The 16,960-nt window shown below is 57.2% G+C and carries 32 protein-coding genes and 1 tRNA gene; 4 read left to right on the forward strand and 29 right to left on the reverse strand.

The window, feature by feature from the left end:
- Positions 1–4 precede the first annotated feature (4 nt).
- From HMPREF3158_RS05470 to HMPREF3158_RS13380, 24 genes are all read right to left on the reverse strand, one after another.
- Positions 5–1,558, reverse strand: coding sequence for a hypothetical protein (locus HMPREF3158_RS05470; protein WP_141741006.1), 1,554 nt, complete (start codon positions 1,556–1,558; stop codon positions 5–7).
- Positions 1,559–1,574: 16 nt separating this feature from the next.
- The gene (locus HMPREF3158_RS05475; protein ID WP_070497644.1) at positions 1,575–1,898 is read right to left on the reverse strand and encodes a P27 family phage terminase small subunit; all 324 of its coding nucleotides are present in this window, start codon (positions 1,896–1,898) and stop codon (positions 1,575–1,577) included.
- 157 nt (positions 1,899–2,055) lie between these two features.
- Positions 2,056–2,775: an AAA family ATPase gene (locus tag HMPREF3158_RS12740; RefSeq protein WP_168161747.1), complete on the reverse strand. Its 720-nt coding sequence runs from the start codon at positions 2,773–2,775 to the stop codon at positions 2,056–2,058.
- Between the two features lie 265 nt (positions 2,776–3,040).
- The gene (locus HMPREF3158_RS05485; RefSeq protein ID WP_070497648.1) at positions 3,041–3,358 is read right to left on the reverse strand and encodes a hypothetical protein; all 318 of its coding nucleotides are present in this window, start codon (positions 3,356–3,358) and stop codon (positions 3,041–3,043) included.
- Positions 3,355–3,942: a hypothetical protein gene (locus HMPREF3158_RS05490; protein WP_070497650.1), complete on the reverse strand. Its 588-nt coding sequence runs from the start codon at positions 3,940–3,942 to the stop codon at positions 3,355–3,357. The genes HMPREF3158_RS05485 and HMPREF3158_RS05490 overlap by 4 nt, the downstream gene beginning before the upstream one ends.
- Positions 3,939–4,175 (reverse strand): hypothetical protein, encoded by a 237-nt coding sequence (locus HMPREF3158_RS05495; RefSeq protein WP_070497652.1) that lies wholly within the window; start codon positions 4,173–4,175, stop codon positions 3,939–3,941. The genes HMPREF3158_RS05490 and HMPREF3158_RS05495 overlap by 4 nt, the downstream gene beginning before the upstream one ends.
- Entirely contained in the window at positions 4,172–4,474 is a 303-nt protein-coding gene (locus HMPREF3158_RS05500) for a hypothetical protein (RefSeq protein ID WP_070497653.1), read from the reverse strand. The genes HMPREF3158_RS05495 and HMPREF3158_RS05500 overlap by 4 nt, the downstream gene beginning before the upstream one ends.
- Entirely contained in the window at positions 4,471–4,779 is a 309-nt protein-coding gene (locus HMPREF3158_RS05505) for a hypothetical protein (protein ID WP_070497655.1), read from the reverse strand. Before HMPREF3158_RS05505 ends, HMPREF3158_RS05500 begins: the two co-directional genes overlap by 4 nt.
- Positions 4,776–4,937 (reverse strand): hypothetical protein, encoded by a 162-nt coding sequence (locus tag HMPREF3158_RS12905; RefSeq protein ID WP_168161748.1) that lies wholly within the window; start codon positions 4,935–4,937, stop codon positions 4,776–4,778. Before HMPREF3158_RS12905 ends, HMPREF3158_RS05505 begins: the two co-directional genes overlap by 4 nt.
- Positions 4,934–5,164, reverse strand: a complete 231-nt coding sequence (locus tag HMPREF3158_RS05510; RefSeq protein ID WP_070497657.1) for a hypothetical protein — start codon at positions 5,162–5,164, stop codon at positions 4,934–4,936. The genes HMPREF3158_RS12905 and HMPREF3158_RS05510 overlap by 4 nt, the downstream gene beginning before the upstream one ends.
- A complete protein-coding gene (locus HMPREF3158_RS05515; RefSeq protein ID WP_070497658.1) occupies positions 5,161–5,478 on the reverse strand; it encodes a hypothetical protein in 318 nt (105 codons plus the stop codon). Before HMPREF3158_RS05515 ends, HMPREF3158_RS05510 begins: the two co-directional genes overlap by 4 nt.
- Positions 5,475–5,840 carry a restriction endonuclease gene (locus tag HMPREF3158_RS05520; RefSeq protein ID WP_070497660.1) on the reverse strand — a complete coding sequence of 122 codons (366 nt, stop codon included), beginning with the start codon at positions 5,838–5,840 and terminating at the stop codon, positions 5,475–5,477. Before HMPREF3158_RS05520 ends, HMPREF3158_RS05515 begins: the two co-directional genes overlap by 4 nt.
- A gap of 1,164 nt (positions 5,841–7,004) precedes the next feature.
- Positions 7,005–7,571 carry an HNH endonuclease gene (locus tag HMPREF3158_RS05530; RefSeq protein ID WP_070497663.1) on the reverse strand — a complete coding sequence of 189 codons (567 nt, stop codon included), beginning with the start codon at positions 7,569–7,571 and terminating at the stop codon, positions 7,005–7,007.
- Between the two features lie 126 nt (positions 7,572–7,697).
- Positions 7,698–8,123, reverse strand: coding sequence for a dUTP diphosphatase (dut, locus tag HMPREF3158_RS05535; RefSeq protein WP_070497665.1), 426 nt, complete (start codon positions 8,121–8,123; stop codon positions 7,698–7,700).
- Positions 8,124–8,128: 5 nt separating this feature from the next.
- Positions 8,129–8,335: a hypothetical protein gene (locus tag HMPREF3158_RS05540; protein WP_070497666.1), complete on the reverse strand. Its 207-nt coding sequence runs from the start codon at positions 8,333–8,335 to the stop codon at positions 8,129–8,131.
- Positions 8,335–8,529 carry a hypothetical protein gene (locus HMPREF3158_RS05545; protein WP_141741008.1) on the reverse strand — a complete coding sequence of 65 codons (195 nt, stop codon included), beginning with the start codon at positions 8,527–8,529 and terminating at the stop codon, positions 8,335–8,337. Before HMPREF3158_RS05545 ends, HMPREF3158_RS05540 begins: the two co-directional genes overlap by 1 nt.
- Before the next feature lie 9 nt (positions 8,530–8,538).
- Positions 8,539–8,967, reverse strand: coding sequence for a single-stranded DNA-binding protein (locus HMPREF3158_RS05550; RefSeq protein WP_070497670.1), 429 nt, complete (start codon positions 8,965–8,967; stop codon positions 8,539–8,541).
- Positions 8,968–9,762: a hypothetical protein gene (locus tag HMPREF3158_RS13025; RefSeq protein ID WP_070497671.1), complete on the reverse strand. Its 795-nt coding sequence runs from the start codon at positions 9,760–9,762 to the stop codon at positions 8,968–8,970. It lies immediately after the preceding gene.
- A 2-nt stretch (positions 9,763–9,764) separates the two neighbouring features.
- Positions 9,765–9,932 carry a hypothetical protein gene (locus HMPREF3158_RS12910; RefSeq protein WP_168161749.1) on the reverse strand — a complete coding sequence of 56 codons (168 nt, stop codon included), beginning with the start codon at positions 9,930–9,932 and terminating at the stop codon, positions 9,765–9,767.
- Positions 9,932–10,825 carry a YqaJ viral recombinase family protein gene (locus HMPREF3158_RS05560; protein ID WP_070497673.1) on the reverse strand — a complete coding sequence of 298 codons (894 nt, stop codon included), beginning with the start codon at positions 10,823–10,825 and terminating at the stop codon, positions 9,932–9,934. The genes HMPREF3158_RS12910 and HMPREF3158_RS05560 overlap by 1 nt, the downstream gene beginning before the upstream one ends.
- Complete coding sequence (locus HMPREF3158_RS12915; RefSeq protein WP_168161750.1) at positions 10,822–10,992, reverse strand: hypothetical protein; 171 nt, start codon at positions 10,990–10,992, stop codon at positions 10,822–10,824. Before HMPREF3158_RS12915 ends, HMPREF3158_RS05560 begins: the two co-directional genes overlap by 4 nt.
- Before the next feature lie 370 nt (positions 10,993–11,362).
- Positions 11,363–11,530 carry a hypothetical protein gene (locus tag HMPREF3158_RS12920; protein ID WP_168161751.1) on the reverse strand — a complete coding sequence of 56 codons (168 nt, stop codon included), beginning with the start codon at positions 11,528–11,530 and terminating at the stop codon, positions 11,363–11,365.
- Positions 11,520–11,708: a hypothetical protein gene (locus HMPREF3158_RS05570; RefSeq protein WP_070497677.1), complete on the reverse strand. Its 189-nt coding sequence runs from the start codon at positions 11,706–11,708 to the stop codon at positions 11,520–11,522. The genes HMPREF3158_RS12920 and HMPREF3158_RS05570 overlap by 11 nt, the downstream gene beginning before the upstream one ends.
- A gap of 76 nt (positions 11,709–11,784) precedes the next feature.
- A complete protein-coding gene (locus HMPREF3158_RS13380) occupies positions 11,785–12,078 on the reverse strand; it encodes a helix-turn-helix domain-containing protein (RefSeq protein ID WP_141741009.1) in 294 nt (97 codons plus the stop codon).
- A 26-nt stretch (positions 12,079–12,104) separates the two neighbouring features.
- On the opposite strand from HMPREF3158_RS13380, the gene HMPREF3158_RS05580 reads away from it, so the two are divergent.
- Positions 12,105–12,887, forward strand: coding sequence for a hypothetical protein (locus tag HMPREF3158_RS05580; protein WP_070497681.1), 783 nt, complete (start codon positions 12,105–12,107; stop codon positions 12,885–12,887).
- Here HMPREF3158_RS05580 and HMPREF3158_RS12930 read toward each other — a convergent pair.
- From HMPREF3158_RS12930 to HMPREF3158_RS05600, 5 genes are all read right to left on the reverse strand, one after another.
- Positions 12,863–13,036, reverse strand: coding sequence for a hypothetical protein (locus HMPREF3158_RS12930; RefSeq protein ID WP_168161753.1), 174 nt, complete (start codon positions 13,034–13,036; stop codon positions 12,863–12,865). The genes HMPREF3158_RS05580 and HMPREF3158_RS12930 overlap by 25 nt on opposite strands.
- Before the next feature lie 35 nt (positions 13,037–13,071).
- A tRNA-Leu gene (locus HMPREF3158_RS05585) sits at positions 13,072–13,155 on the reverse strand.
- Positions 13,156–13,443: 288 nt separating this feature from the next.
- Positions 13,444–14,250, reverse strand: coding sequence for an antA/AntB antirepressor family protein (locus HMPREF3158_RS05590; protein WP_070497683.1), 807 nt, complete (start codon positions 14,248–14,250; stop codon positions 13,444–13,446).
- Between the two features lie 194 nt (positions 14,251–14,444).
- Positions 14,445–14,711 (reverse strand): hypothetical protein, encoded by a 267-nt coding sequence (locus tag HMPREF3158_RS05595; RefSeq protein WP_070497685.1) that lies wholly within the window; start codon positions 14,709–14,711, stop codon positions 14,445–14,447.
- Positions 14,712–14,756: 45 nt separating this feature from the next.
- The gene (locus HMPREF3158_RS05600; protein ID WP_070497686.1) at positions 14,757–14,978 is read right to left on the reverse strand and encodes a transcriptional regulator; all 222 of its coding nucleotides are present in this window, start codon (positions 14,976–14,978) and stop codon (positions 14,757–14,759) included.
- Between the two features lie 156 nt (positions 14,979–15,134).
- Between HMPREF3158_RS05600 and HMPREF3158_RS05605 the strand changes: the two genes are divergently transcribed.
- The 3 genes from HMPREF3158_RS05605 to HMPREF3158_RS13135 are packed head-to-tail and all read left to right on the forward strand — an operon-like array spanning position 15,135 to position 16,799.
- Positions 15,135–15,659 carry a hypothetical protein gene (locus HMPREF3158_RS05605; protein ID WP_070497688.1) on the forward strand — a complete coding sequence of 175 codons (525 nt, stop codon included), beginning with the start codon at positions 15,135–15,137 and terminating at the stop codon, positions 15,657–15,659.
- Positions 15,652–16,029: an ImmA/IrrE family metallo-endopeptidase gene (locus tag HMPREF3158_RS05610; protein WP_246816186.1), complete on the forward strand. Its 378-nt coding sequence runs from the start codon at positions 15,652–15,654 to the stop codon at positions 16,027–16,029. The genes HMPREF3158_RS05605 and HMPREF3158_RS05610 overlap by 8 nt, the downstream gene beginning before the upstream one ends.
- Positions 16,029–16,799, forward strand: coding sequence for a PH domain-containing protein (locus HMPREF3158_RS13135; RefSeq protein ID WP_070497690.1), 771 nt, complete (start codon positions 16,029–16,031; stop codon positions 16,797–16,799). The genes HMPREF3158_RS05610 and HMPREF3158_RS13135 overlap by 1 nt, the downstream gene beginning before the upstream one ends.
- Positions 16,800–16,960 lie beyond the last annotated feature (161 nt).

A 16,960-nucleotide genomic window follows, 5' to 3' on the forward strand; every position in this document is an offset into this window, starting at 1 on the left:
CTCCTTAGAAACTCATCTCAGACACACGACGCTGCTTCTTCACAGCCCGCGCCGAACTCACATAATGACGGGTTCGCTTCACTTCAACCTCGGCATTGCCGATACCAAACTCTTGCAGCCCCCACACCGCAAGCGACGCGGCCACGAGTACCGTCACGTCCCCCGAGTAGCGGTCAAGGCTTCGGTACCGGCCATTCTTAGAACGCTCCTGCGCCACCCCCAACGCATCCAACCACCGCTGCGAACCATCATGCGCAATCCGCTTCTCCGCCCACATGCGGAGAAACAGCTCGTAGGCCTTCGACACCTGCGAACCACTCAACGTCTCCGGGGCAACCCCGATACCCCGCAAAGGCTCCACAAGCGTTGAGCACTGCCCCGACGGGTCCAACACCACCGCCGACGGGTCATTCAGCTTCACCGTGCTAGCGACCTTCTCAACCACCAGGGCGCGGTCAAACTCCTCATACGGAGCAAGCGACAGAAACACCCGCTCGCCCCACTGCGCGGCAGACACAACACCCACAGACTCACCATCCGGCGTCACATCCACCGCCAAACACGACTCCCCCAAAGACGACGGCATCAACGCCGACGCAGCAGACCAATCCTCAAAATCAACCACCGGAACAAAGTCATCGACCACATCACCATCACGTGGAACCCACTCGCCCTGCCCCAAGGTCTCCACCAGGAACGGCTCAAGAAGCGCCTCCGACGACCGTGCTGAAGCAGCCTCGGCACGAACCTCATCCAACTGCACACCAGGGCGTGGCTCATCCACCAACGACGGATTAGCCTTCACCCACGTCGACTGCTCAAACGGATCGTCCCCCTCCTCACGGCACCACTCCTTAAACAGCATGCCGTCCACACCATCCAACGCGGCCCAACGCTTCGCAGAGAAGATAGCCCCATGAAAGTGCTCGCGAGTATTCACCGGCGACGAAATAAACACCTTCTGAGCATTAGGGCGCGCCTTCGTCGTGTTATTCATCGCCGCATAAACCTCATTCGGGAGGTCAAAGCACTCATCAAAAATCAGCCAGTCAAACGACAAACCACGACCGGTCTTCTTAGTACGCGTGCGATAATAAATCTTCGCCTTATTCGGGAACTTGATAGCGTCCTTACCATTACCAAGCACCGGCTTCGGATATTCGCCCGGGTGCTCATCCTCCCACCACTCCATGAGCACAGGGTTTGCTTCGATGACATCCCACAGGCGGTCACGCGCATCCATCGCAGTGTCCAAAAAGTGCGCCGAGTGCATGATGCGCTCCGCACCGCATAGGTAGATAGCCACCAGCTCTAGGGCTACAAGCACCTCGCCTTTGCCATTCTGGCGGGCTAGGGACACCACGACCTCACGCGAAGCCCACATCCCCTCGTCAGTCTGGAGCAAAGCATCACGGAGTAGGTCTTCCTGCCACGGGTACAAGCTCAATCCCGCCCAGCGGACAAACTCGCAAGCCTTATCGGCAAACTCAGCATCACCAACCGGCACATGCTGACGAGTCGGCGTCTGACACCCAATCAACCACGCAGGCTTAGCCACCAGACACCTCCACTAACTACTTCACGAGCTTGAAACCACCGAACTTATCCACCTTCGAGGCTGAATCAGCCGCCGACGAACCAGAGCGCTGCCCAAACAGGTCAGGGCGCTCCTTCACCCAACCCCGAATCTCAGCTGAGGCCATGCGCTCCACCTTCACCGCCGGGTGCTCGATGGGCTCCCCTGACTCCTTCGCTGCTAAAGGCCCCTCAGCAGCGATAATCTCACGGGCCTCGCGTACACGGCCAATCAACTGGGCCACAACGGCGACCGCACGAGCGTCGAACTCCGACAGTTCCCTGCCGTCCGCTAAGCCCTTCTCTAAATCCTCAAGGGTCATTCCTTACCTCACTCTCTGTTAGGTCGTCAGACACGCGCACAGGCCCGAAAAATCCGGCGTTACGTGGGGAGAGAGACGGGCTGACTCAAGGGCAGACGGGGCGGAGTCAGGCGACCAACCCGCCTAAGATTATTGGTGGCGGGTTTCATTAAGTTGGTCATGCCCAGATGAAGCCTTGACCTGGGGGTTCTCCACCGGCTGGCCTCTCCTTCTTTGGCCGGTCCCATGCTCCGCCGCTGCGGTTACAGGTGCGGTGCAGGAGCCGCGTGGCTTTCGTTCGCTGTTTGTCCTGCGCGTATTTCAAGGCGCTACCTGGTCCGTGGTCGGCCTCCAGGGCAGCTCCGTCGAAATTCTTGGAAGCGGTCTTAAACATTGGTTTGCCGCATTCTGGGCATGGTGCGCCGTCGGTGTGCCGTGCGAGGAGTATGCGGCGTTGTCTTTGGTGTTGGGTGCCGTAGCCGCGCTCATGCGTGCTTTTCTTCGCTGTTGGTTTGTTGTCGTACCACTTAGCGGCTGCAAACAGTGACTCTTTGGGCCGCTCTGCTTTGCAGCGTTTCATCACGACGTCTTTGCCTGGATCAATCTCGTGGATGGTCGCTCCCAGGGCTTGGTACTCGTTGAGTTGCTTAGGCGTGGGCTTGGTGTGAATAAGCCACACTGTGCAGTCCTGGGTGATGGCGGTGTCAATGGCGGCTTGTCGTGCTGCCTTGGCGACGGTGAGGATGTGCGCCGCGTGCTCATGGTTGCCTACGTCCTCGCCGGCGAGTGTGTTGGCCAGGTGGTCGAGGTCGATGCGAATGTCGCCAGGCTTCGCATGCTCTCGGATGTAGGTGGTCTTTCCTGCCGCTGGCGGGCCGGTCACAACGATGAGCGACACGGCCACCTCCCTCATGCTTGTGCCCTACTTCAGTCGCGAACTGACAGCCTCACCTCTCTGGTGTGCTGACTTCGAAAACCCACGCAGCATGGACGGATGAGAGGTAGGCGGTAGGGCTTGGTGCCCCTGGCGGTTAGACTCAAAATAACTGTTGGGGTACAGGGTGTGCCAGGGGCGTAAAACGACGAAAACCCCGGGGTTTCCGGGGCATAAGAAGTCGTCGCGTCGATTGTACACCGGAAGTGGGGAATTGTCAGCGTAGAAGCTAAATTCGGTCTTGCCGCATCGGGGTGCAGCCTAGGAAGTTGTCAGCTATATCAGCTCGGACCACTTCGCCATCGACAATGTCTGCCGCGTGGAATTCGATATCCTTTGTCCCTTCTTGGAACTCCGCTCGGAGCGGCTTTCCGTCCTCTCCCCAATATGTGATGTTGATACCTAGGAATTCTTCCTTGAGTAGCCCCGGCATCTCGCTGCGAACAGTGGTTCCGTCTTTCTCTAGGTATTCAAGCCAGAATGCGCCTGGGAGAGGTATGAAGTCGATGGTTTTGAAGTGATCTGAGAATGTCTTTCTCTGCGTCATGATTGTCCTTTCTTGGCGTGGTTGAGGGCTTCGGTGAGTAGGTAGCCGCTGCGTCCGTTGGGCATGGTTGCTCGGGTGATGTGTCCGGAGCGTGCCCATCCTCGGATTGTGTCGGCGGTTGTGGGGATGCCGCGTGCTCTGAGTTGGCGTGCGGTGTGTTCTGCGCCGTGTCGTGGTTCGGGTTGTTTGGCGATGATGTTGGGTTGTGGTGGGTTGCATCTCCTGTCGATGATGCGAACTTGGTTTAGGAGTTCGTCGTGTAGGTCGTTGGCCCAGTTGAGTTCGCTGGCTGCTTGTGCGTGGAACGCCAAGAGTTGGCAGAGTCGTGGGGCTGCTGCATCGTTGTCGTGGATGCGTACACCAATGTCACCAAGGGCGTTGAACGCGACTTCCCTTAGCTTTTGTTCTTGGTCGATGTACGTTGCGACGAATAACCAGTTACCCGGGGACTGTGGGCCAGGCGCGGGTTTCATCACCCGTACTTCTGGTGGTTTAGGGCGGGCGTGTTTCAGCTCGTGCAACTGCTCATAGAGTCTTCCTAGGCGTCGTGCTGTGTCACGGAACTGCTGCTCATCAACACTCATGCTTGTTCCTCCTGCGTAAAGCCGAGGGCTTGCAGCGCCTCCGCTACTGCTTTGCCGTTCCAGGCGGGTCTGGGTAGTGGGTGGTGGGCCATGCGGGCTGCGTAGCGTAGTGCCATGTCCCATTGTGGGAAGCGGCGCCCTTGGGCTTCTTCCCACCAGCGTGCGTTTATAGGCTGGGCTATCCAGCGCAGCCATCTATCTTCATGGTCTTTGTAGACTTTCCACCGGCTCATGCTTCCCCCTCCTGGTTGTCTACGTCGAGTAGGAAGAGCGCTAGCGGTTTCCATTCATGCGGTGCGATGTTGAAGGTGTCGCCGCCTGATTTGAGGTGAATATACTCTCGCTTGTTGGTGGCGGTGAGGTCACAGAATTGGCCGCTTGGGTCTTCAATGGTGATGTCCGGGGCTAGTCGAGATTTACGGTCTGCGTATGCCATAGCCTGCCCCCAGGTGGGGAAGGATTCATAGCGCTTCATCCCGTGTTCGTACACGTGCCATGCGCAGTACGCTTTGAAGATTCGATAGCGGCTCATGCTTGCTCCCAGCCACCTACCCAGCGGCGCTTATGATTCTGGAAACGTGGCTCACTGATGTGCTCCCACTGTCCTGCTGGTGGTTGTCCGTCTGGTGTCCAGGCGCTGGGGAGGTCATAGAGCGGGGTTAGGTCTTCTATATGTTCGGTGAGTGTGCATTCGGATTCGGGGTAGGCGCATACGGCTAGCCAGTCGCGGCCTGTGTACTCCCCCATGTAGATACATAAATTGCCGAGTCCGTCTTGGCACCACATTCCTCGGCAATCGGCGCGTTCTTCGGGTGTGAGGTCTGCGAGGGTGGTCATACGTCTGTCTCCTGGATGGTGCCGTGGATGATGAATTCGGCTTCGTGGTAGCCGGTGATGCTGACGTGATACAGCTGGTCTTGCAGCATTTCGATGTGGATATCGGAGTCGGTGGCTTTGAATTCGTCTATCGTGCCGCCGCTATAGCTGATGCTCATGCCTTCTCCCATTCGCCTACTAGTCTGCGTGCGCGGGTCGCGTGGTCTCCCAAATCTGGGCCTTTTTCTATGGGTTCGTCCACGGTGTAGAAGCGCGGCGGGCGGTAATCCGCCTCTTGCCAGTGCATTGCGGCGATGGTCTCCAGGGCTTGCTGCGCCACATAGGGCGGGATGAGTGGCGGGCGTGTACCGTCCCCTAGCCAGTAGCGTGCCGTCTCAGGGGTCATGCTTGTGTCCATCCTTTCGGGTAGTGGGCGGCCTGGTCTGGGGTTTCTTCTTGGCGCATGTGGAGGTCGAGGCCCGCGTCGCGGGTGAGGATGTAGCGGGTGTGTTCGCTCAACTCTTCCCAGTGGTCGATGACGAAGCGTGTGGTGCGCCGCACAACGTAGTCGCTGCGGCCTTGGGCGTTCCGCATTGCGCCGACAATCATGTGCTGGTCTTGTGGGGTAAGCGTGATGGGCCTGCCGGGGTTCGGGGTGTGCAGGATGGCGTCATCTTTGCGCATGTCGCGGCGCAATTCGTTGTAGTCATCAGCGGTCATTGTCCTGGTCCTTTGAGTAGTCGGATGAGTGTGGCTAGGTCGGTGAGTACGTATTGGTCGGCGGGGTTGGTGGTGCCTTTGCGTTTGGCGATGACGATTCCGGCGTAGGCGTTGTCATTCAGCGCTTCTTGGTGGGCTTCGCGTAGCCATTGGGCTGGTTGGAGACGTCCGCCGTAGTCTTTGCATTCGATGACGATGCGTGCGCCGTGGCTGTCTCTGACGTTGGCAATGTCGCCGCAATCTTTCGCCCCGGTTTTGACGCGGCGGTCTATGCGGTCATCAAGGTTGGCGGCGAGGTAGTCGGCGATGATTCGTTCAAAGCGTGCTCCGGCTTGTTTGGCGGTTTTTCGTGTTCTGCTCAAAATGGTGCCTGCTTTCGTTTCTGCGGGGTTGGGGTGTCGGTTTGGGGTGATTGCCCATCGGCGTGCTGTTTGTCGCTCTGCGGGGCTGCTGGGCCATGAATTGAGTGTGTTTCAAGGTTGTGGTCGCAGCGCCACGCTTCCCCACCCTCGTAGCGCATCCCATTCCCGTCACACAGGTCGCAAGCATCAATCGCGGCGCGGCGAGCTTCCTTCTCAGCCTCAGCGGCCCGGGCATCCTCCGCCTCAGAGCCCTCACGCAACTTTTGGCATTCACGGCACGGCTCATCCACCCACTCCCCATCCGGGATGTGTCGATGCTTCGGGCAACGAGTGCGTGCGGCGTAAGCCGCCGCTAACTCGTCGAGACTTTCAGGAGGGGGGTTCGATGCGTCCGACCCTGTGGTGTCGTTGGCGGTGGTTTGGTTTCCCCTTCTCCCCCGAACCCCCTCAACCCCATCCCACGTTTCCACCCTCTGCGAACGTCTAGAAAAGGTTGTGGTTGTGGTTGCGGTTGTAGGGCTAGGGTCAACGCTAGGGTCAACCGAACCCTTCGGTTCACCCTTAACCCTAGGGTCAACCGAGGGGTCAACGCTAGGGTCAATGGAAGGGTCAACCCAGGGGTCAACGGCACCCTTAACCCTAGGGTCAATGGAGGGGTGAATGGAAGGGTAAACCGAGGGGTCAACGCTAGGGTCAATGGAAGGGTCAACCGAGGGGTCACTGGAAGGGTCAATCGCCCGTTTCTTCAACAACGCCAACGCCTCATCAGACCCCCAACCCTTAAACTCCGGATGCTCCTCATGCAGCCTCCGAAGCTCCCAAACCACAACACCCTTAATCGCCCGCGACCCCACAGCAGCAAACTCACGCGCCATAGTCGTCGCCAAATTCCGCTGCTTCATCAACCCGTCATGCCGCACAAAAGTACGCACCAGGAACTCATCAGTGTCCTCATCAACCACGATGAAACGACCGTCAATAAGCTCACACGCGGCACGCTCAACATCCTGCCGAGTCCAGGTTGAGCACATCCCAGACAAGCGGCCCGCATGCCACGTTCCCACGCCGGCGCGGTTCATCGTGGGGTGCGAGATGAGCACAAAATACAGCAGTTGAGCATTGTTACTCAGGTCGAGGAAAGCGTCATCATTCCAGATAGACAACTTAATCTGAGCAAAATCCCTCATCGTCGCCTCCTTCTAGTTCGCGGGCCGATTCCTCAATCTCGCGGATGACGTTCCGGCAACAGCCACAGAAGTACTGGAACTTCCTCCCAGCGGTGGCGGGCGAGTTCAGGGCGACTTGTACGAGGTGTTCAATCTCGTCTTGGCTTATCCCCTTCGCGATGTAGTTGTAGACAATTTTCGCGTAGTTGAAGGGGAGGCTGTAGTCCAGGTGCTGCGGCCATACTGATAGGAAGAAGTCGCCTACTGCCTCAATGTTTTGGATGGTGTTGTAGCGCTTTTGGGCTGCTCGTTCGATGTTGTCTCGCCATTGCTCAGCGTCTTCCACGATTTCGGTCACGGTGTCGTCGTCGAGGCTGCGGTTCGCTTTACCAGAATTGCATTCAGCGCAGGCGGTAACCAGGTTTTCGGGCTGGTCGGTACCTCCGAGTGATGTGGGGACTACGTGGTCAACGTGGAGTTGTACGTCGGGGGCTTTGGAGCCGCAGTAGCGGCATGTGAATTGGTCACGGCGCAGGATTTCAAAGCGGAGTGCTTTGGTTACCATCGTCTTTTCCTCCTTTCTCTATGCTTTGGAACAACTTGATTAGCGCGTCGAGGAATGCGGGCTGTGCGCAGTACACGTCTTGGGATTCCAGCCACGCTTGCATGTCCTCACGCTGCTGGTGGGTGGTCATTGCCCTGTGCTCCCGATACCGTTGGTGCCTCGTTCTGTGTCGTCGAGGACGTCCACTTGGTTGAGTCTGATTTCTGGTGTGGGGAGGATGACCAACTGGGCGATGTAATACCCTTCGGGGATGGTTTGCATGTGGCGTCCGGTGTTGTGCAGGGACAACATGACTTCCCCCGTGTAGCCGCTGTCGATGATGCCGGTGCCATTGCTCAGAACGAGGTTCTTCTTAATCCCCGTTGAGCTGCGAACAAACACCATGCCGACATGGCCACGAGGGATTGCTACGTGCACACCTGTGTGGCATACGCGGTGCTGCCCGGCTGGGATAATCGCCGGATGATTCAGCGCCAGGTCAGTGCCAGCGTCGTCGGTGTAGGCGCGGCGAGGCGGGTAAGCGTCATGGTCGAGTGAATAGTTAACGTTCATGGTTTTTAGGATTCGGGGTCAATAAGGACTGGTGCGTCTGCGGGGAGGGTGAAGCGCCCGTCACGGGTTGCGCCGTACACTCGGGCACCTTCTTGGGTGGCGTACACCAGGCGGTCGGGCACAAGGCGCGGGTCATAAGAATCGGGGTTGAGGACGACGCGGCAAACCTTGTAATTCGGGAGGTCTGCCGCTGTCATCTGCTGGTAAGGCATTAGTATTCGCCTCGTCTGATGAGGGTTATGACGTGTGCGGCGGCTTTGGCTAGGTCTGCTGCCCCGAGGTCTTGCAATTCTGCGGGGGTTGGATCATCGTTGCTGTAGTGCTTGAGGTGGTCGATGTCGTAGGCGTAGGCGAGAAGCCTGTCTTCGAGCTGTTTCAGTTTCTCCTCGTAGTAGGAGGCATCCATACCAGTCACCTAGAACGGCGGTTCGCCTTGTTGGCCTACGGGTGCGGGGTCACCCCACGCCCCGGACTGTGCGGCCTGATTCTGCTGTCCGCCACCCTGGCCGCGTGGGATGAAGGTGACGTCATCGGCGTTAATCTTGTGCTTGCTGCGCTTGTCGCCGGTGTCCTTGTCCTGCCACCTGTCCTGCTTCAGGGAGCCAAGGACGATGATGGGGCGTTTACCGTTTTGGGTGTAGTCAGCGAGGAAGTTCTCTCCCTTCTTGCCCCAAAAGACAACGTCGATGAATGTTGGTTCGCCGTCCTCCCACTGCTGGGATTGCTGGTTGTACTGCCTCGTGTTGTGCGCCACCGTGAACTCCACAACAGACTTACCGTTAGGCGTGAAGCGCTGCACTGGCTCCTTCGTCAGGTTGCCGCTAATAGTGATGTGGTTGACCATTTACTTTTCCCCTTCCAGCTCTTGCCATCGGGTGCGGCACAGGTCGAGCACAGCGTCTGGCACTTCACCTGATTGCTTCAGATTCGCGGCGAAGTCATTGACCTGCTCCGAGGTGGTGAAACTCTCCAGGGTTTCCTTCACATCTGCGATGAGGTCATCATCAACAACCTCCGGCACCGGCTCCTTCTTCGTCAACGCCGGCACCGGCGCAGCCTCAGCCTTCGCACGCACATCCTCACGAGTGGCAGTCATCTTGACCGGTTCCAGTTCCAGGTCTTCGGCGGCGTACTTGATACCCAGCAGCACATCCGGGGCGAGCTTGCGAGATACCTCAGATGCGGCCTTGGCGTACAACATGGCCTGCGGGTCGGTCTGATACTTCTTGTTGCTCACATAGCCCGCCTTCTTGGCGCGCTCAATAGTCCAGGTGGATTCCTCAGTCTCACCTGCGGGTGAGGTGCCGCGCACAGTGACCTTCTCGTCACTGGTCTCTACGGTCTGGAACTTATAGCCCTTCGCCTTCAACAACGCGACCATGGTGCGGGCGTAGATAGCGGGCTGGCCATGCACCACGAATACCTGCTGCAATGCCTGCTGGGGCTTCAGCCCAAGTTCTGCGCCGTAGAGGATGGCGGCGGCACCATCATCGGGCTTGCCACGGAAGGTTTGCGGAACCATCTGGGTGTTGCAGAGGACGGTGGCGAGTTTGTGGGCTGCGCCCATGGCTTCGGCTTGGCGGGTGAGGAGGTCGAGGCCGTCCTCAGAGGTGTTGATGGTTGCGAGTTCGTTGCTCATAGTTACTGCTCCTTTTTGATGTGTGCGGTCACGATGGTGGTGACGATTTGGATTGCTTCTTCGCGGGTGAATCCGGCGTCGATGTAGGCGGAGACCATGGAGGCCATGTTTCCGGCCATTTGTCGGGTGTCGCTGTCTGCTTCTGGTAGTTGCTTTCCCCAGATGGGCATTACTTCTCCTTGATTGTGAGTCGGGTTGACCCTGCGCGGGTCTTGGTCTTGAACTTGGTGTAGAGGTCTGCGTGTGCCTTGCGGAACGCGGCAGAATCAAACACCTTGGAGGGTTGTGTGGTGGACACAGTCACGTGGTAGCCGCCGTAATCACCGGTGTGGGAATCACCGGTTAGTTCTAGGATTTCTGCCTTCAACGCGTTGATGCGCTTCTTGAGGTCGTCTACCTCAGCGGTGAGCATGGCGTATTGGGCGACGAGATCGGTGACGTTGTCCACCTGGTCGAGGCTGGTGATTTCTCCCATCCAGTCGGGTGTTTCGCCGTCCAGCCAGGCGAACCACTCAGCGGCGGTGTCCATGAGCTCAGCGGCGAACTTCGGGTCATAGGTGATGGTGCGATGGTCTAGCGCGACCGGCACAAAATCGTCGTGCACCTCCACCAACAGGGCGCATGCTTCGGCCCCGGTGTAGTGCATGTTCGCCTGAATCTGCGCGTAGTACTGATTAGGGCACCAGTCATGCCAGCGGCCACCTTGAAACGGCTCAGTGCTGGTCTTAATCTCCCCAATGACTTCTAGGTCATGGCTGTAGAGGTCTGGGGTGCAGGATAGGCGTTCATCATCGGGGAGGAAGATGGTTTGGGGTTCGGCGTTGTAGACGAGGCGTGAATCCACTTCGTCTATCAGCACCTGGGCTAGCAGCGGTTCGCGGGCGCTGCCCCACTCTGTGTACTGGTTGCCGTGGAACTTCGAGCCGTGTTCTTTGGCGTCGCGTACCTCATGCCACGTCGCCGCATTCCTACTACAATGCAGGCGGGCTAGATCCGTCGATGTCAGCTTTCCTTGACGAAACTTGGCCCAGTCCTCATTATCAGCGGGTTCGTAGCGTCTCACTTGGCCCGCCTCTCGTCATAGCGGGCCAGGGTCATATCCGTCAGGGAGCACGCCACGTCAGGGTCATAGCCCCTATCCATGAAGGCGTTCATTACGTCGTCGGCTTCTTCAATCAACGGTTCGAGGTAGAGGAAGTGTGGGGTGATGCTGGTCAAATGTGGTGGCATTTTGTTTGGGGTGTTCATGCTGTCCTTTGAAGTGTTTGGCGGGCGTGGTAGGCGTGCCGGGGGCAGAAACGAAACCCTGTGCCCCATCCGAGGTCGTCGGTGCCTTCGGCCCAGCACCCGGCGTACAAGCAGCCTTTTTCCTGTCGGAATTTCAACAGGGCTGCGCAGGCTTCTTTCCGTGTCCTGAACGCCTTAGGTGTTGGGATTGCTGCCCACCAGCGTTTGTGGGCAAATTCTGGTTTCGGTAACGGGTCTTCTCTCATAGTGCGGCGCGCTCCATGTCGATGATTTCGCCTTCCAGTCGGGCGAGTGCGACTTTGCGGGCTTCGCGGGATGGGCGTGTAGCGTCGTATCCGAATAGGGGCATCGTTCACATCCACACTGGCGGCATTGACAGGAAAGCGTGGAGGATGAAGCCGATGAGCATTCCGAGGATTCCGGTAGCCCAAGCAAGCCTTGTGCGCTTTGCGGCGATGTCCTGCCAATAGGCAATGCGGCGGGCATCCGGCGACGTGCGGGGTGGTCGTTTAGTATCCATGTTTTTCTGCTTCCTTCTGTGCGATGAGCGCAAGGTGATGGGCTTGTGCGGCGGCGTCTTTGACGCGGCGGCGGGTGGGGCCGGGGAGGCGTGCGAGTTGGTAGATGGCGCGGTAGCGGCCTTCAATCTCGGCGAATTCTTTCGCCGCCTGGTCGAGTGGGATTTCAAACTTCGGCATTAGCCCCTCCGCATCATGTAGAAGCGCGGAGTATAGGCGCGGTGCCGACGGTGGAAAAAGTGGGTTAACAGGCGTTTCATGCTGCGTCTCCTAAACGTTGGTCAACGATGGTTCGGGGGAACACGATTCGGTTCCCGACCTGTATCGGGTGGAGTTCCTGAAGTTTCCCGGCGCGGGTATGGCGCAGCAGGGTGCTCAGCGCGACGCCGAGCATGTCCGCCACCTCCTGCGCTGTGTAAGTCCTTGTAGACTGCATTGTGTTGTCCTTTCCAGACGACAAACCCCCGCGACTGCTGCTAACTACGCGGGGGTCTTTGTTATGTGAGGAGTGTGCGTGGTTTTGTGGTGTGCGCACCCCACCAAGAAACATTTGCGCATGCTGGTTAAATAGAACTCATGGCAAACCCAGCAGACGACCTTTACGAAATCTTTAAGAAGTGGCGAGAAGAAAGCGCCGAAAAATCAAACGGCCAGCAAACTAAATCGGTGTATGAGAGTCGCCGACTTGGAAGTCGGGACGGAGTCTCAATGGGCGGATGGCCCGAACAAAGGCGCGCGGCACGCTGTCTGGAAGCTATAGCCCGAATTATCAGCGAAATGGAGCAAGCCGGCGACGACGTCACGAGCGAAAAGCAATACTTCGGAAGATGGCGCGATGCGGTTTACGCCTACCCGAGAGGCTTCGAAGTAAGCGGTAGTGAAGTAAGCGATGAAGCGTTTCAGACGCTAGGTATGTTCCGAAATTCAGCTAGAAGATTTGTCCCGGAGCTCTCAAATAATGTTGTTCACGAGCTACGTGAGCTTCTTGAAAATGAACCGAGTTTAGTTGTTCCTCCCGGTGTTTTCCCTAAAGAGCTTTACGACTACTTCACTAGAGTGAAGCTTCATCTGAAGTACTGCATTGATAATTACGAAGTAACGAATAGTTTCGACCTCCAAGAAGCTGCTGAGCATTATCGTGCAGCAGTTTTCATGATGGCTAATGGAAACTTCGTTACCAATCCCGGTGATTGGGGCAGACACGCTGCGGCTACTTTTGTCGCAACTAAGGCCAAGAATTTCGGTTCAGCTGTCTATGACGAGGCTATGAACCAGCTCACTCAGGTCACAGTGCGTGCACTAAAGGCGGGTGGCCAAAGAGCCCTCGAAATCGGTCAGTCTGCGGTAGATGGGTTGTAATAGTTAGGAATAGTTTCTTCCAGCGCCTGGTCTATGGCTTTGCCGCTCGGCGTGCCGGAGAGAATATCGGCTTTAATGACCGAAAGTACCCAGTTGACGCAGGCTGATTCCATGAGACTGAGGTCTTCAGGAACGTACTTGTTTGCCATGATTTCTCCATTCTTGCGGCGTTGTGTGGCCGCTGTGCTTCGCCCGGGGGTCGAACCCGGATACCCGTGTGGGTGCCGCATTTTGAGTGCGGTGCGTCTGCCGATTCCGCCAGCGAAGCAAAGTATTTATATCAGCGCCGCTCGTTCCCTCCCAACCACGTTGGGGTGCCTGCATTACTGCGTGCCCCGGTCATCGCAATCTAAGAACCATGCTCACGGGGCCGGTATCCTCCGGCGCTCTTCACTATTCAGTTCTCTATACAGCGTTTTCGCCCTTGCTTTACCCCTTGGGGTTTATGTCACTGTGACGAATAATTAGGGCACACTAGCCCCCGTGCCCGTGGGGAGGCTTGCACTCCCCCGCCTGCTAAGTCGGGCTATCCGGTAGCGTCTACCTGGTATGCCCGTCAGACAGACTCCGGCAAGATGTCATAAATAGAGCGGTCCACCTCAATACCGGCATTCTTGGCTACGGTGATTGCCCACCCAGCCCGCACGTACAGCGTTTGACGCACCTGCCCGTTGTGGTAGCGCGGGGCATTGTGCTGGGCGCGCAGGTCAAACAGGTTGCGATACGGGGAATAGGCGCGGTACTCATTACGGTCAACCACGTCACCCTTGCGGGATGACCATTCGCGAGTCTGTACCTTGCGGTAAATCATCTTCGCGTCCAGGAGCTTCTGGCGAGCTTGCGGCTCCGTAAGCCCGAAGTGCGCACCCCAGTCCTTGACAGTCATGACGTCAGACTCGATGGACACGCAGTGGTCGTAGTACTCCACTTTTGGCTTTGCAGCTTCGAGTGCAAGGGCTTGGTCTGCGGTCTTTGCTTCAAGCTCCTTGATGGTGCTGTCTGCGACCTTGATAGCGCGGGCCATAAGCTCTTCTGGTGACAGCTGCGCTGGTTCCTTAGCCCTGCGTTCGCATTCGATGAAGTACTGGCGGGCCTGCTTACCTTTGTCCGTGCGCTGAATCATGGAAATCTCTTTCGCCATGTCCAGAGTCACGGCATGGTTGGTTCGCTCCCGGCTGCGTCCGAGGGAATCTTGTACCCGGTCATTTTTGACCACGTAGTCTTTACCCTTTTCAAAGCCGTATTCGACCATGCGCGGGAACCAGTGCCGGTACTCCGTCTCAACTTCGAGGAAGTCATAGAGGTCTCGGCCCATGACTGCCTGAATGCCGTCTTGGTCTTGAATGGGAATTAGTTCACCCATGATGTAAACTCCTTAAGTAGTTCTATGACCCCCGCTTCGGCGGGGTTTTTCTATGTGCTTCACTTGGTTCAGGGCGGTCTGCCCTGGAAAGTGAGGTGAAAGTAATGGAAAATTCAGATTCTTCGAGTCAATGGTTCGGGTATGAGGATGTGGAATGGAGACTCCGCGAAGTGGGTCTTTCCATAACCCCTGACTTAATGGCGGAACTTGCGGCTCTTTCCGATAATCTTCCGACTGGTGAAGTCCCCATTGAGGAAGCGGTCACGGAGTACACGCAGTTTGCGAAGCGGGCTATTGCTTCGGTCGCGTTGAAGATGTCGCTTTTGGAGAAGCGAATCATCGACCTTGAATCCGGCCACGAGACCTAGCACTTCTTCCTTGTTGAAGATTGGGCCTTCACTAAGGTGCACGGTCGCCTCTGGCGTTGCAGCGCCGGAGGTTTCCTTTTCGTTGCGGGTCATGCTTTCAACTCCTTCTTGCTCAATCCCCGCCTAGCGGGGCTTTTCTTATGCGACGACTTGATTGGGGTCGTGCTTGATGAGGATTCGGTCTGGTTGCGCTCCCAACTCGGATAAAGCGTCAAGCACCTGTGGGGTTGGGCGGCGTTTCTTGATTGCGGCATTCCAGGTGTTTCGGGATAGCCCCGTTCGGTTTGCTAGGTCTACCGCCGTAGACAGATGATTAAGTCGCTTTACCCGGTCGAGTTCGTCAAGACTGATAAGAAACATTGTCTTTTCCTTCTCTCGATTAACGGGACTGACAACATTCTATGTCTACCTATCCAAAATTGACAAGCATGTAATTCACATGGGGGTACCCAAAATGTCTTTCTGCTGCATAACCCCCACTTGCTGACAACTTTTTTGTGCACTAAGGTTAGGTGCATGACAACCCCAGCAGACATCAAAGACGTATTCGCCAGCCTCGCCGGGCGACGCGTAACCGCCCAAGACATCGCTGACATACTCGAAACCTCACGCAACACCGTGAACCTGCGATTAAAGAACGGCCTCGACTCCGAAGACATCATCGCCACCGCACGTGGCCTCCACATCAACCCCGTCGATGCCCTCGTCGAACTCAAGAAGCTAAGCCGCGCCGAAGTATTCGACTTCATCGAAGGCGGAGCCAAACTTCTCGCCACCGCCAGCATCGAAGAACTCGTCTACCGACTAGCCGAAGACACCCTCAGCAACCTCGACAAAATCGAACTCGGTGCAGCAGCACGCGCCCTTCTCGAACGTGAAGCCACCCCGCGTCTTACCCCCGTGTCCGATGCGCATGCTTCACTACCGGATGAGGATGACGGCACCGTCATGGAGTGGGATGACAGCATCCCGCACGCTGCTGACTCCTCCCCCGATGAGCAGGCAGAGCGCGAGAAACGAGGTGAAGACTTGATTGATTAACGTTGACGCCCTGATTGATGTGGCGCAGGCCCGGGGCTACCGCATCCGGTGGCACCGCGGCGGGCCAAAAGCCGCATGGCTCCCCCACAAACACGCCATCACCCTGCGCGTAGGAATGGATGACGCCACCACACTGTGCTCCCTCGCCCACGAGCTAGGCCACGCACACTACGGTGACCCGCCCGGCCACCACGGGGCACACGAGCTACGCGCCGACCGATTCGCCGCCCGCATCCTCGTCAGCCCCACCGAATACGCCGCAGCAGAAACCATCTTTGGACCACAGCCCTCACTCATCGCCCACGAACTAGGCGTGACGGTCAAAGTCCTCAAAACTTGGCAAACTCTCTACGAAAGGAACGTAGCCTAATGGATTCAATCACCCGGAGCGTTATCGCTAACGAGCAAGAAGTGCTTAACGCCGCCCACCAATTCGCCCTGGCAAAATTCAAGAAATCCAGTGTCAACCTCACTGGAAACGAACTCACCATCCACAACAAATTCCTTTGGCAAAGCCAAGATACGTCCATTGTGGTGGAAAATGGCGTACTCACGGCCTCGCACAATACCATCGAGGCTATGGGGCGCTCGGTCAAAGTCATCCAGGCCATCGACTCCCTCCTTGACGATCAAGGTTGGAATGAGGCGATTAGGAAGACGGGCGCAAACTCAGTGAAGTCTCCTGCTACGCGTGACCGTATCCTGGCTCTCCTCCACCCCGATGAGACGGTCATCGCCGCTACTCAAGGACTTGCTCTAAGTAAGACGAGTATTATCGCCGCGACTGATCGCCGGGTTCTACTTGTGAAGGCTGATACTTTTGGATTTGACTCCGGCGATAGGTCAATATCGCTGGAGAGAATTTCTTCGGTCTCCACGTCTCGGGGCCTGGCTTTTGCTTCGATTGTGCTAACGACTTCTAATGAGGAAATCAAGGTGGAGAAAGTCGCTAACAATGAGGCTGACGGGTTTGTTCGTGAATTGCGTGCCCGGCTCGATTCTGCCCCTGAGCCTGTGAACGCTTCACCGGCGACCTCTGACAATCTTGACCAGTTAACTAAGTTGGCCGAGCTGCATGCGGCCGGCGTGCTCACCGATGAGGAGTTTGCGGCGGCAAAGGCTAAGGCGCTAGGCCTGTAAACGTAGGTATGCCTTCGCGGAGCTGAGCTCAATACGCGAAGGCACCCTAGGCCCAACCGGGGGGATGTGGGCCAACCTCAGCATAAAGCAATCCGGCCCCTGGCGCTCAACATGTGGAAGTCGCGAGCACCAAGGACCGGTGACATCAGACCAACAAAGTA

The organism is Corynebacterium sp. HMSC06G04 (genome assembly GCF_001807365.1).
Lineage (GTDB): Bacteria > Actinomycetota > Actinomycetes > Mycobacteriales > Mycobacteriaceae > Corynebacterium > Corynebacterium simulans.